General features: G+C 73.2%; 5 protein-coding genes. 1 reads left to right on the forward strand and 4 read right to left on the reverse strand.

The window, feature by feature from the left end; all coding sequences use genetic code 11:
* Positions 1–121: 121 nt before the first annotated feature.
* From AB0J80_RS04180 to AB0J80_RS04195, 4 genes are all read right to left on the reverse strand, one after another.
* On the reverse strand, positions 122–2,644 hold the full coding sequence (locus AB0J80_RS04180; protein WP_364700203.1) for a DNA topoisomerase IV subunit A: 2,523 nt from the start codon (positions 2,642–2,644) through the stop codon (positions 122–124).
* A gap of 17 nt (positions 2,645–2,661) precedes the next feature.
* Positions 2,662–4,719, reverse strand: coding sequence for a DNA topoisomerase IV subunit B (locus tag AB0J80_RS04185; RefSeq protein WP_364700205.1), 2,058 nt, complete (start codon positions 4,717–4,719; stop codon positions 2,662–2,664).
* 124 nt (positions 4,720–4,843) lie between these two features.
* On the reverse strand, positions 4,844–10,039 hold the full coding sequence (locus AB0J80_RS04190; RefSeq protein ID WP_364700207.1) for a diguanylate cyclase: 5,196 nt from the start codon (positions 10,037–10,039) through the stop codon (positions 4,844–4,846).
* A 59-nt stretch (positions 10,040–10,098) separates the two neighbouring features.
* Positions 10,099–10,725 carry an adenylate/guanylate cyclase domain-containing protein gene (locus AB0J80_RS04195; protein ID WP_364700209.1) on the reverse strand — a complete coding sequence of 209 codons (627 nt, stop codon included), beginning with the start codon at positions 10,723–10,725 and terminating at the stop codon, positions 10,099–10,101.
* A 173-nt stretch (positions 10,726–10,898) separates the two neighbouring features.
* Here AB0J80_RS04195 and AB0J80_RS04200 point away from each other — a divergent pair, with 173 nt between their 5' ends.
* The gene (locus AB0J80_RS04200) at positions 10,899–13,724 is read left to right on the forward strand and encodes an AAA family ATPase (RefSeq protein ID WP_364700211.1); all 2,826 of its coding nucleotides are present in this window, start codon (positions 10,899–10,901) and stop codon (positions 13,722–13,724) included.
* The last annotated feature ends 139 nt before the right edge of the window (positions 13,725–13,863 follow it).

The raw sequence follows: 13,863 nt of genomic DNA on the forward strand, positions 1-13,863 counted from the left end.
ACTTGTCGCTCCCGCGTCTCGACCTACCGCCCACCTCCGCCCCACCAGCCGTCTTGGTCACCCCGGCCCCCACCCGTCCACCGCAACCAACCCCGACTACGGAAAGCTCGCGAGCGAAGGATCAGCCCCGCTCGATCAGATGCCCAACGATCTGCGGACCCATCAGCACAGCCTCGCCCGACCCATCCCGCCGCCCATCAGGCTCCGGAAGATCGACCGGGTCACCGGTATTGCTCGCCCCGACCGGACGAGGCCCGACCCAGGCGGTGGCCAGGCGGGACTCTCCCTTGAGGAACCGCTGCACCCGGACCCCACCGGTGGCCCGCCCCTTGGCGGGGTACGCCGCGAACGGCGTCACCTTGACCTGGGTCCCGGTGGACGTGACGACCATCGGCTCCCCGTGTTGCTCGTCCTTGGTGTCGACCGCGTTGAAGGACAGCACCTCCGCGTCGGCCGCCAGGTTGATGCCGGCCATGCCGCCGCCCTTGAGCCCCTGAGGCCGTACGAGTTTCGCCGGGAACCGCAGCAGGGACGCGTCGGAGGTGACGAAGACGAGGGACTCGGCCCCGTCGGTCAGCCAGGTCGCCTGGATCACCTCGTCGCCGTCCTTGAGCGTGATGACCTCGAACTCGTCGGAGCGCACCGGCCATTCCGGGGCGCAGACCTTCACCACGCCGTGGCGGGTGCCGAGGGCGAGTCCCGGGGAGCCGTCGGCGTTGAGCGGGGCGAGGCCGACCACGCGTTCGCCCTTCTCGAGCGGGATCAGCTCGGAGGCCGACATGCCGCCGCGGAGGGAGACCGTGCCCGACTGCTCCGGCAGGACGGGCAGGGGCAGCACGTCGGTCTTGAAGGCGCGGCCGGCACTGGTGATGAGCAGGACGCGGCCGCGGGCGGTGGAGTGGACCACCGAGCGGACGGTGTCGTGTTTGACGCGGCCGCTGCGGCGCCGGGCCTCGGTCGCCTCTTCGCTCTCCGCGGCGGTGCGGGCGATGAGCCCGGTGGCGGAGAGGATGACCTGGCAGGGGTCGTCGGCCACCTCGAGAGGGCCGGCCGGGGCGGACGCGGCCAGGACCTCCTTGAGGTCGCCGTCGATGAGCGTGGTGCGCCGGGGGGTGGCGAACTCGGCCGCGACCTCGGCGAGCTCGTCGGAGACGACCTGGCGGAGCACGTCCTCGTTGTCGAGGATGCGCGACAGCTCGGCGATCTCCTCGTTGAGCCGCTGCTGCTCGGTCTCCAGCTCGATGCGGTCGAAGCGGGTGAGCCGGCGCAGCGGGGTGTCCAGGATGTAGTTGGCCTGGATCTCGGTGAGCCCGAACTCGCTCATCAGGGCGGCCTTCGCGGCCGCGGCGTCGTCGCTGCCGCGGATGATCGCGACGACCCGGTCGATGTCGATGAGCGCGATGAGCAGGCCGTCGACGAGGTGCAGCCGGTCCTGCCGCTTGGTGCGCCGGTGCGTGGTCCGCCGGGTGACGACCTCGTAGCGGTGTGCCAGGAACACCTCGAGGAGCTGCTTGAGCCCGAGGGTGCGGGGCTGACCGTCGACGAGGACCAGGTTGTTGATGCCGAACGAGGTCTCCAGCGGCGTGAGCCGGTAGAGGTCGGCGAGCAGGGCCTGCGGGTTGACGCCGACCTTGCACTCGATGACCAGGCGGGTGCCGTGCTCCCGGTCGGTGAGGTCCTTGACGTCGGCGATGCCCTGCAGGCGGGCGGCCTGCCGCTGACCCTTGCGCGGGCCCGAGGTGATGAGCTTGCCCTTCACCTCGTCGGTGATCGCCTCGATGATTTTTTCGGTGCCGACGCCGTACGGCAGCTCGACGACCGTGATGGCCTGCCGGCCGCGGCCGCCCTCGAGCGGGCCGGTCTGGGCGCGGGCGCGCATGCGGACGACGCCGCGGCCCGTCTCGTACGCCCGGCGCACCTCGTCCAGCCCGAGCAGCTGGCCGCCGGTGGGCAGGTCGGGGCCGGGCACGAAGCGCATGATGGCGTCGAGGTCCGCGTCCGGATCGGTGATCAGGTACCGCGCCGCCGCGACGACCTCGCCGAGGTTGTGCGGGATCATGTTGGTGGCCATGCCGACAGCGATGCCCGAGGTGCCGTTCACCAGCAGGTTGGGGAATGCCGCGGGCAGGACGGTCGGCTCCTGCTCGGAGCCGTCGTAGTTCGGCTTGAAGTCGACGGTGCCCTCGCCGAGCTCGCCGACGAGCAGCATCGCCTCGCGCGACATCCGGGACTCGGTGTACCGCTCGGCGGCCGGGCCGTCGTCGGGCGAGCCGAAGTTGCCGTGGCCGTCGATCAGCGGGACGTTGAGCGAGAAGTCCTGGGCGAGGCGGACCATCGCGTCATAGATCGCCAGGTTGCCGTGCGGGTGGTACTTACCCATCACGTCACCGACGACGCGGGCGGACTTCACGTATGCCCGGTCGGGGCGGTAGCCCTGCTCCTGCATCGACCACAGGATCCGGCGGTGCACCGGCTTGAGCCCGTCGCGGGCGTCGGGGAGCGCGCGGGAGTGGATGACCGAGTAGGCGTACTCGAGGTAGGAGTCCTCGACCTCGGTGGTGATCGGGTTGTCGATGACCCGGGCACCGGCCTGGTCGAAGGCCGACAGGTCCACCCGGGTCTGCTCGTTCTTGCGGCGTGCCATGTCTGTTGACCCGTCCCTCAGGCGTCGATCGTTTCCTGGTCGATCCGGCCGGCGGCCTCGATCAGCCAGTTCTTGCGCGGCTCGACCCGCTCCCCCATGAGCAGCTCCAGCGTGGCCTCGGCCCGCTCGACGTCCTCGAGCGTGATCCGCCGGACCGTGCGGGTTGCGGGGTTCATCGTGGTGTCCCACAGCTCGTCGGCGTCCATCTCGCCGAGACCCTTGAACCGGGGCACCGGCTTGGACACGGTCTTGCCGGACCGCTCCAGCTTGGCGACGGTCGTCTCCATCTCCTGCTGGGTGTACGTGTACAGGATCTCGGCATTGCGGCCCTTGGTGCTCACCTTGTGCAGCGGCGGCATGGCGGCGAAGAGCCGGCCCGCCTCGATCACCGGCCGCATGTACTTGGCGAAGAGCGTGATGAGCAGCGTGCGGATGTGCGAGCCGTCGACGTCCGCGTCCGCCATGATCATGACTCGCCCGTAGCGCATCGCGCTCAGCTCGAACGTACGCCCGGAGCCGGCCCCGAGCACCTGCACGATGGCCGAGCACTCCGCGTTGTCGAGGACCTGCTGCAGGCTGGCCTTCTGCACGTTGAGGATCTTGCCGCGGATGGGCAGCAGCGCCTGGTACTCCGAGCTGCGGGCCATCCGGGCGGTGCCGAGCGCGCTGTCACCCTCGACGATGTACAGCTCGCTGCGGCTGATGCCGGTGGACCGGCAGTCGACCAGCTTCGGCGGCATCGAGGCGCCCTCGAGGGCGGTCTTGCGCCGCGCCGCGTCCTTCTGCTGCTTCTGGGTGAGGCGCACCCGCGCGGCGTCGACCACCTTCTGCAGGACCGTGCGGGCCTCGCTCTTGGTGCGCCGGTCGTCGATCCACTGCTTGAGGTGCTGCTCGACCAGGCCCTGCAGCACCCGGGTGATGCCGGCCGTGGAGAGCTCGTCCTTGGTCTGCGAGGTGAACTGCGGCTCCGGCACCCGGACGTGGATGACCGCGGTGAGGCCCTCCAGGTAGTCGTCCAGGACCGGGGCGTCCTCCTTGGGCTTGAGCAGGCCGCGGGCGTTGCGCACGGCCTCGCTCAGGGCGCGCACCAGGGCGCGCTCGAAGCCCTTGCGATGGGTGCCGCCGTGCATGTTGCGGATCGTGTTGGTGAAGCATTCGACCGTACGCTCGTAGCCCGTGCCCCAGCGGAACGCCACCTCGACCTGGGCGCGGCGCTCGACGTTGGACTGCATCACACCGTTGGCGTCGGCGGCGTTCTCCTTGTAGGTCCCCTCGCCGGTGACCATGAGGATGCCGGAGACCGGCTTGTCACCCGCGGGGGTGAGGAACTCGACCATGTCCCCGAGCCCGTTCGGGTAGTGGAAGGTCTCCTCGGCCGGTGCCTCGCCGGTGAAGTCGTGCAGCGCGTACGCCACCCCGGGAACGAGGAACGCGGTGTTGCGCAGCTTGGCCCGCACGGTGGCGACGTCGAGCCGCGCGCCGGTCTCGAAGTAGCGGGCGTCGTACCAGTAGCGGATGGACGTGCCGGACCGCTCGCCGCGCTTCATCTTGCGCACGACGCGCAGCCCGGACTCGGGGTGGAACTTCGCCGCCGGGCCGTCGCCGGAGAAGACGCCGGGGACGCCGCGCTGGAACGAGAGCTCGTGCACCTTGCCGTCGCGCTTGACGGTGACGTCGAACCGCAGCGACAGGGCGTTGACCGCCGACGCGCCGACGCCGTGCAGGCCGCCGGAGGTCTTGTAGCCGGAGCCGCCGAACTTGCCGCCGGCGTGCAGCCGGGTGAGCACGAGCTCGACGCCGTTGAGGCCGGACTTGGCGTTGATGTCGGTGGGGATGCCGCGCCCGTCGTCGTCGACCTGGACCGAGCCGTCGGCGTGCAGGATCACGGTGACGTGCTCGGCGTGGCCGGCCACACCCTCGTCGGTCGCGTTGTCGATGATCTCGTTGGCGAGGTGGTTGACGCCGCGGCTGTCGGTCGAGCCGATGTACATGCCGGGCCGCTTGCGCACCGCGTCGAGGCCCTCGAGGTGCGTGAGGTCATCGGCCCCGTACAGGATCTCCTGTTGCGCAGTCACGAGGTCCTACTCCTTGAGGCAGTGGCGCGGTCAACGACGCGGCGAGCCTACCGGGGAGGTACGACGAGTTCCGTGAGGCCGACCGGGCACGCCCCGGCGAAGACGGGCATCAAAGGGACGAATGTTACTCGTCGTGAGCCATGACACGGTTCCGGCCGGCCTGCTTGGCCGCGTACAGACCGGCGTCGGCGCGCCCGAGCAGGACGTCCGGGGTGGCGTCCGAGGACCGCAGCCTCGACAGGCCGACGCTGACGGTGACCGGGATCGGCCCCGTACGCGTGTCCACCGGCGTGCCGTCGACCGCCGCGCGCAGCTTCTCGGCGAGCGCCGGGCCGTCCTCGCGCACTCCGGGCAGCAGGACGGCGAACTCCTCACCGCCGTAGCGCGAGACCAGGCCGTCCGGCGGAAGGCAGGCCAGCAGCCGCTCCACGACGGCGCGGATGACGTCGTCACCGGTCTGGTGGCCGTACGTGTCGTTGATCCGTTTGAAGTGGTCGATGTCGATCATGAGGGCGGTGAGCGGGGTGCCGGCCGCCCGCGCCGAGGCCACGGACTGCTCGGCGAGCTCGAAGAACCGCCGCCGGTTCGCCACCCCGGTGAGACTGTCGGTCGTGGCGAGCTCGTTGATCCGGCTGAACAGCCGCGCGTTGTCGTACGCGACCATGCCCTGTCCGACCAGCGCCGCCGCCACACCGAGGTCGGTGGCCGCGTACGCCTGAGCCCGCCCGGACGCGAGCACCAGCACGCCGACCGCGCCCTCGCGGTCGTCGAGGGTGACGGTCAGCCAGCTGCTCCCGGCATAGTCGCCCAGCGAGGACGCCCAGGCCGGCTTACCCGTGATCAGGTCCGCCTGCCGGTTGTCGAGCAGTGCCCGCAGGTCCGGGTGGTCGGCCAGGCGCAGCTTGAACCAGCCGGCCATGCCGTCCAGCACGTTGATCTCCTCCGACGCCGACGTGCCCAGCAGCAGCCAGCCGCGTTCGGCGCCGGGCGTCTGCCGCGCGGTGAGCAGCAGCCGGCGCAGCACGACCTCGGGGTCGAGGGTGCCGCTGAGCCGCGCCATCGCCCGGCGCAGCGTCTCGGCGAGGTCGCGCTGGCGGTTGGCGGCGGCCACGGCGACCTCGAGCTGGGCGGCCCGCGCGGTCTCCAGCCCGACCGCGATGTGGTGGGTGACGGCGGTCAGCACGTCGGCGTCGTCGACGGTGAAGACTCCCTTGGCGACCCGGCTGTCCAGGTAGACCACGCCGAGGAGGCGGTCGTCGAGCTCCAGCGGGGCGACGAGGATGCTGCGCAGGCCGTACTGGACGACGCTGCTGGCGCCCAGCGCGGCGCCCTCCTCGGTGCCGGTGACGACGAGCGGTTCGCGGCTGTGCCGCACCCGGTCCACCACCGTGGTGCTGTATCCGGTCAGCTCGGCGAGGTCGTGCCCGCTCGCGTCGCGGCCCACGTACGGTGCCAGCACCCCGGTGTCGGCGTCCATGAGGAACAGCAGCGCGCGTTCGGCGCCGAGCAGCCGTACGGTCTCGTCCAGGGCGACCCGGGTGAGCCGGTCGGGGTCGATGACCCGCGATGCGGCGTTGCTGAGCTGCTCGAGCGCGGCCCAGCGCTGCCCGGCGCGACCACGGGCGGCGACGACCGGCACGCGGTTGCGCCGCCCGGCGTCGAGCCGGAACTCCGCGGCGACCCGGCGGGCCCGGTGCGGCCAGCCGTGGTCCTCAGCGATGCCGGCGGCCAGACGCGCCTGGCGGTCCGCCTCGCCCGAGACGCCGAGGACGGTGAGCGCGCGGGCGCGTACCAGAGCGGCCTCGAACGCCGTGAGCGGCGCGTCGACCGTCCGCAGCAGCTTCTCGGCCTTGGCGAGGATGTCGAGCGCCAGCTGGGTCTGGCCGGGGCGCAGGAGAGCGAGCGCGGCCTTCGCCACGCGGTGGTGCGCGGCGACCAGCGGCCGCTTGGTGACCTGACCCAGCGCGGCGACGGCCGACTCGGCAGCGGCGAGCGCCCGCTGCAGCTCCGCGGGCCCGGCACGGCGCGCCTGCTCGAGCCGGCCCCACGCCCGGTAGACGAAGTACGAGTGCTGGGCCGGCAGCACGTCGAGCGGGCGCAGCCCCAGCCCCTCGAACTCCGCGACGGCGTCGTCGAAGGCGCTGCCGAGGTCGTCGCGCTCGATGGCGGAGAGCATCCGGGCGACGATCATGTCGACGACCTCGTGGATCTCCTTGGTGTCGCCGGCCCGCCCGAGCGCCGCGATCGCCTCACCGGCCCGGCCGCGCATGGCCAGCAGGCCGGCGTCGACCGCCACCACGGCGCTGCGGTCGCCGTGCCCGCCCGCGTCGAGCCACCGCTGACGGCCGGCACAGGCGGCCTCGGCCTCGGTGATGTCGCCACGCAGCAGCCAGTCCCAGCCCAGGACGGCGTAGCAGTCGAGGACCAGCCCGGCGTCGAGGAAACGGTCGCGCTCCATGAGCACCCGCCGCACCCGCTCGCCGGAGTCGGCGCCGCTGCCGTGCACGGCAATGGCGGTCATCCAGTCGATGCGGGCGACCAGCGTAGGGTCACCCAGCTCGGCCGCGACCCGCGACGAGGTCGTGGTGATCCGGTCGGAGAGCCGCTGCAGGCCCGCCATCCGCAGCACCATCGTCAGCGCGACCAGGTCACGAGCGCGTTCGGGGGAACGGCCCAGCCGGTTGATCGGATAGACCATCCGCAGGGCGTGGTAGAGCGAGTGGACCGGCCGCAGCGTCCGGATGCTGCCGGAGGCGCCGTAGTGGTGCAGCGTCGCCACGAGCCGCAGCACGTCGCGCCGCTCGCCCTTGGCGGTGCCGTAACCCAGCCGGGTAATGCCGGTGAGGCAGCCCAGCACGAACAACCACAGCCCGGAGAGCACCCGCAGGATCGGGTTGGCCGGCAACGACCGGCCCAGCTCGGCGAGGCCCGCGTCGACCGCCCGCAGCTGCGCCGCCCCGCTCCACCGGCTCTCGTGGACGCGCGCCAGCATCAGGTGGATGCGGGCCCGCTCGATGCGGTCGGTGGTCTGGGCCAGCGCCTCCTCGAGCGTGGCGATGGCCTCGTCGAAGCGGCCGTTCTGGTGGTAGGCGGTCCCCAGCAGCTGCTTGAACGCGCTGTCGAGGGGAAGGCCGGCGTCGCGCGCCGACTCCAGGTAGGTCAGGGCGGTGTCGGGGGCGTGTTCGGCAAGCGCCCGGGCGCCCGCGGTGGTGCAGACGTGCAGCAGGCGGGCGGACCGGTGGCCCGGGTGGCCCAGGGCGCAATGCCGCGCGAGCTCGTACACGTCCGGGTCGGGCCGGCGCTCGAGGGCGTCGGCGATGCGCTGGTGCAGGTCGCGGACCTCGTCCTCGTCCAGCTCGGCGAGCAGCGCCACCCGGATGCTGTCGTGCAGGAAACGGTACGGCCCGTCGCCCTGCGCGATGAGTCCCTGGCGGCCGGCGTCGAAGAGCACGTCGAGCACCTGGTGGCGGTCCACCCCGGCGGCCTCGGCGACGATGGACGGGGTGAAGGTGGTACCCACGGCGGCCGCCACGCTCAGCAGGTGGCGGCTCTGCGCGTCGAGGGCACCCATGCGGCGCAGGACCAGCTGCGCGGAGTCCGACGGCAGCGCCAGGTCCCGGACGCCCTCCGAGTCGACCTGCCAGGTGCCCCAGTCGGGCGTGAGCAGACCGGCGTCCATCACGGCCCGGGCGTACGCGAGCGTCACGAAGGGGTTGCCGCCGGTGAGCATGGTGATGGAGCTGGCGCTGCTCTCGGGCACCTGCATGCCGCCGGAGAGCGCCGAGATCAGCGCGCCGACCTCGTCGGTGCTCAGCGGCGGCACGGCGAGGTCCGTCACGCGTCCGGCATTCACGCGTACGGGCAGCGACGGCTCCCGCCCGGTCGTGACGACCAGCATCCTCACGCCCGACACCCCGGCCGCGAGCTGCTCGAGAACGCGCAGGGTGCCGTCGTCGAACCACTGGGCGTCGTCGAGGTGCAGCAGCACCGGGCCGGCGGCGCGGCTCAGGCCGGTCAGCAGGTCCGCGACGGCCGCGGCGTGCCGCTCGAGGCCGATCTCGCCCGCCACCTCGGGCACGCCGAGGACGTCCGCGAGGGCGGGCGACAGGCTGGTGACCAGGCCGGCGCTCTGCCCCGCCGCGGCGCGCAGGGTCGCGGCGGCGGCGGTGCGCCCGCCCGGACCCTTCAGCAGGCCCTTCACGTACGCGTCGACGGCCGCCCGCACCGGCGCCATCGGCCGGCGGTCGCTGGAGGAGGCGGCGCCGCGCAGCACCACGCCACCGGACTCCGCCAGCGCGCAGAGCTCACTCGCGAGCCGGGTCTTGCCCGATCCGGTGGGCCCGTGCAGCAGCACGACGCCACCCCGGCCGGTCGTCGCCTCCGCCCAGTGCTCACGCAGCGTGGCGAGTTCGGCGTCACGACCGGTGAGGGGCGCCTCGAACGGCGCGGCGGGCCCGTCGAACTCCCCCAGCGCGAAGACCTCGGCCGGGTCGGTGCCCAGGCGGCGCAGATCGGCGAGCAGTCCCGCGGCGCTCTGGTAGCGGTCGTCGGGATCCTTGGCCAGCAGCCGCAGGATGACCGCCGCCAGGGTGGGCCCGAGGCCCGGAGCCAGGGCCCGAGGATCGGGTACGGGCGCCGTCGCATGCAGGTGCAGCAGCTCCCCGACGTCGTCGGCGGCGAACGGCGGCGCACCGGTGACGCACTCGAAGAGCACCGCGCCGAGGGCGTACAGGTCGGAGCGGTTGTCGACGGGCCGGTTGAGCATGCCGGTCTGCTCGGGCGCGCTGTACGTCAGCGTCCCGGCGATGGGGTCGTCCGGGCCCAGCCCGGCGCCGGTCGCGGCCGCGGCCAGCCCGAAGTCCACCAGGCGGGCGGCACCGTCGCCGGTGATCATGACGTTCTCGGGCTTGACGTCGCGGTGCACGAGGTTGTGCTCGTGGGCGGCGCGCAGGGCGGCGGCGACGTCGGCGCCGATCGCGATCGCATGCCGCTCCCGGACCGGGCCGCGCAGCAGCCGCCGTGCCAGCGACTCGCCCTCCACCAGGTCCATGACCACGTAGGGCCGGCCGCCGAACTCGCCGGCCTTGTGCACCCGCGGCACGCTGGAGCTGTCGACCGAGGCCAGCAGCGCGGCCTGACGGCGGAACTCGCGCAGCCCGTCCGGGTGCGGCTCGTCGAGCAGCATCTTCAGGGCGTAGTGCGTACCGGCGCGGCGGACGCGGTAGACGACGGCCTGGGCGCCGCGGCCGAGCTCGCCCAGCACTTCGAGCCCGGCGGCATCGCCGAGCTCGGACTGCACCGCGGCCGGCTCTGCCGGCACGGAAGGCGAGGCACCCACGACGCCTTTATCGGCGTGACCGGGCCGCGCTGAAGCTTTTGTCAGCCGCACGCCTGGAGGGCGCGGGCCGCCGACGGGACCGTCTGCGACGGCAGAGCACGCCACAGCTCGACGGGCGCCGCCTTGCCGGCCACCGAGACCGGAGGCAGCTCCTGGTACGCGACGGCGTCCTCGGAGGCGAGCTGGGTCGCCGCGCACACCACCACCGTGTCGTGCGGTGCGTACGCCTGCAGCCGCGACGCCGTCGCCACGACGCTCCCGCTCACCATCCCGTACCCGCCGTCCCGGGCCGCCTCGAGGTCGACGATCGCGTCGCCGGTGGCAATTCCCACCCGGGTCCGCACCGGGTAGCGCCCGGCCAGAAGACGCCCCCGCAGCGCCTCCTGGACACCGAGCCCCGCCCGGACACCCGCGGCGGCGGCACTGCCGGCCCCGCCCGGCGTGTCGCCCGTACCGAAGACGGCCATGACCGCGTCACCGATGAACTTCTCGACGACCCCGCCCTCCGCGTGGACCACCGCCGAGACGGCTTGGAAGTAGTCGACCTGCAGGTCGTACACGTCGACGCAGTCCAGCTGGTCGACCAGGCTGGTGAATCCGACGATGTCGACGAACAACACCGTCACTGTCTGTCGCCGGCACCGGACACCGGCGGACACCCCGCTCATGCTCCACGCTCCCCCCACTGCATTGGCGAGGAGTACGGTGCCAGCCGGGGACAAGACAGCGGATCCGCAGAATGACGTATCTATGACACTGGCCGTGTCGTCGGTTATTTGTGACGCAGAACAGTCCGAACCGACGAGAACGGCATAGCGTTCCGCCCACTAGGCTGCCACGCATGGCCAGCGAGGGGGATGAGGCGCCACTTGTCGGACGTACCGACATCTTGACGTCTATCCAGGCCGATCTGCTCGCCGCCGGCCCCGGCGGCACCGCGGCGGTGTTCGTGACCGGCGAGAGCGGAGTCGGCAAGAGCCGCCTGCTGCGGGAGACCGCGGACGCGATGCAGGCGGCCGGCGCCGCCGTGCTCTTCGGCGCCTGCCTCGACATCGGCGACGCCTCCCCGCTGCACCCGGTGCTGCAGGCTCTTCGCCAGGCCGGCGCGCACCCCGGTCCCGGCCCGGGGGACCCGGCCCAGGACGGCGCGGGGGCACTGCTCGAACGGGTCTCCGGGGAGCTGCGCTCGCTGGCCCGGGGCCGCCGGCTGCTGCTGGTCCTGGACGACCTGCAGTGGGCCGACCGCAGCACCCGCCAGATGCTGCTCTACCTGCTCGCCGGCCTCGGCGAGATCAACCTGTCCGTGCTGGCCGCGGTGCGCTCCGAGTCGCTGCACGGCGCCCACCCGCTGCGCCGGGTGCTGGCCGAGCTGCGGCGGCTGCGGTCCGTACGGGTGCTCGACCTGGCCCCGCTGGACCAGGACGCGACCGCGGAGCTGGTGGCGGCGATCGCCGGCGACATCGCGGCGGAGGACGCCGACCGGGTGTTCAAGCGCAGCGGCGGTAACCCGTTCGTGGCCGAGGAGCTGGCCCGGGACCTGCGCGACGGGCGGGTGGAGCTGTCCGACACGCTGCGCGAGATCTTCCTGTCACGCGTCGACGAGCTGCCGCAGCACGCGCACGACGTGGTGCACGCGGTCGCGGCCGGCGTCGAGCCGGTCGAGCACGCCCTGCTGGCGCGGGTGCTGCCGCTGCCGGAGGCCGAGCTCATCGAGGCGGTCCGGGCCGCCGTCGCGCACCGCTTCCTGACCAGCGCGCCCGACGGCTACCGGCTGCGCCACCAGGTGGTCGCCGAGGTGATCGAGCACGAGGTGCTGCCCGCCGAGCACGCCGCCCGGCACCGGCGCTACGCGGAGGCCATCGAGGCCGCGCCGGGCGACACCGACCACGCCCGGCTGGCACACCACTGGCAGCAGGCCGGCGAGCCGACGCGCGCGTTGCCGTCGGTGATCGCCGCCGCACGCGCCGCCGAGCAGCTGTACGGCTATGCCGAGGCGTACCGCTACTGGGCCCTGGCGCTCGCCCTGACCTCCGACGACAGCGCGGAGCGCACGGAGCTGCTGGGACACGCCGCCGAGTCGGCGCACCGCTGCGGCGAGCACCAGCGGGCGCTGAGCACCCTCGAGCAGCTCGCCGCCCGCGAGGACGGGCCCGGCCTCTGCGAGCTGCACCTGCGCCGGGCCCGCTACCTGGCCGCCGCGGGCCGCACCGCCACCGCCGAGATGGAGTACGAGCGCGCCCTGGCCGCCCCGGAGTGCAGCGCGGCGGAGAAGGCGAGCGCGGCGGCCAACCTGGCCGAGCTGCTCGTGCACCTGGGCCGCTACGCCGACGCGGGCATCCGTGCACGGGAGGCCCTGGAGCTGGCCGAGCGCGCCGACGGCTCGACCGCCGACCTGGTCCGGGCCAGCGCCGCCCTCGGGTTCAGCCTCGCCTTCCGGGAGGATCCGGACGCCGGGCTGGCCGTGATCCGGCAGGCGGTGGAGATCGCCGAGCGCGCCGGGCACCCGGACGACATCGGCTGCGCCTACCTGCACCTCGCCGAGCTGCTCACCAACCCGCTGAACAACATCGAGGAGGGCGTGCTGGTCGCGCGCCGGGGCGCGGAGAAGCTCGCCGCGATCGGGCAGGGCCGCACGTACCAGACCCGGCTGCTCGCGATCGCGGCGAACGGGCTCTTCAGGGTCGGCCAGTGGACCGAGGCCGCCCAGGTCCTCGACGACGCCATGCGGCACCGCCCGTCCGGCGCGGACGCGGTCGAGATCCTGCTCTCCCGGTGCCGGCTCTGGGTCGGCTTCGGCGAGCTGGAGGCGGCCGACCGGGACCTGGACGCGGTCGCCACGATCCTCGCCGGCGGCGGGGCCCGGCACGTGCTGCCGATGCTGACCCTGCGCGCCGGGCGGGCCATGTGGCAGGGCCGGCACGACGAGGCGCGGGCGGCCGTGCAGCGCGGCCTCACCGAGACCCGCTCCGACGACCTGGTGCTGCTCGGGGTGCTGGCCTGGCACGGCCTTCGGGCCGAGGCCGAGGCGCAGGCCGGCGGGGAGGTGGCGGTGGACCGGGGTGCGGTCCGGCGCCTGCAGGCCGTGGTCGAGCGGGTGGCGCGGGGAGCCGGCAACGCCGCCTCGCCGGTCCGCGCGGTCGTCGACGGCTACCTCGACCTGTGCGCCGCCGAGCTGAGCCGGATCGAGGAGCGCAACGATCCCGACCTCTGGGCCCGTGCCGCGCAGGCCTGGGACCGGCGCAAGCAGCCCTATCCGGCGGCCTACTCGCGGCTGCGGCAGGCGGAGGCGTCGTTCGCCCGGCGCACCCGGCGGGCCGCCGCGACGAGCGCGCTGCGGGAGGCGTACGAGACCGCCCGGGCGATGGGCGCCACACCGCTCGCCGCCGAGGTCACCCAGGTGGCCACGCGGGCGCGGGTGGCGCTGACCGGGGACGAGGACGTCGCCACGACCGCGGCTCGGCAGCCGGGCGGTGACGCGCTCGACATGCTCACCGACCGCGAGCGCGAGGTGCTGGCCGCGGTGGCCGAAGGACTCACCAACCGCGAGATCGGACAGGCGCTGTTCATCAGCGAGCGCACGGTCGGTGTGCACGTCGGGCACATCTTCGACAAGCTCCAGGTGCGCACCCGCGTGCAGGCGAGCCGGGTATACCTACGCGCCGCGTGATCGTTTCGTTATCTACGTACGCGGAATACGTCGTTCTACCGATCCCTGCGTAGTCCTCCGGTGAAAGGCTGACTGTCGTTCGGGGGAGCACCGCCCGGCGGCCGGCGTCGCCGGGCGGTGCTGAAGGGCCTCCGCCGCA

It is taken from the genome of Actinoplanes sp. NPDC049548, from assembly GCF_040676695.1.
In the GTDB taxonomy this organism is placed as follows: Bacteria; Actinomycetota; Actinomycetes; order Mycobacteriales; family Micromonosporaceae; genus Actinoplanes.

Bases quoted from the DNA above. Each gene is read 5' to 3' on its own strand.
- AB0J80_RS04200 (WP_364700211.1), top strand. From the start codon at position 10,899: ATGGCCAGCGAGGGGGATGAGGCGCCACTTGTCGGACGTACCGACATC.
- AB0J80_RS04180 (WP_364700203.1), bottom strand. From the start codon at position 2,644: ATGGCACGCCGCAAGAACGAGCAGACCCGGGTGGACCTGTCGGCCTTC.
- AB0J80_RS04195 (WP_364700209.1), bottom strand. From the start codon at position 10,725: ATGAGCGGGGTGTCCGCCGGTGTCCGGTGCCGGCGACAGACAGTGACG.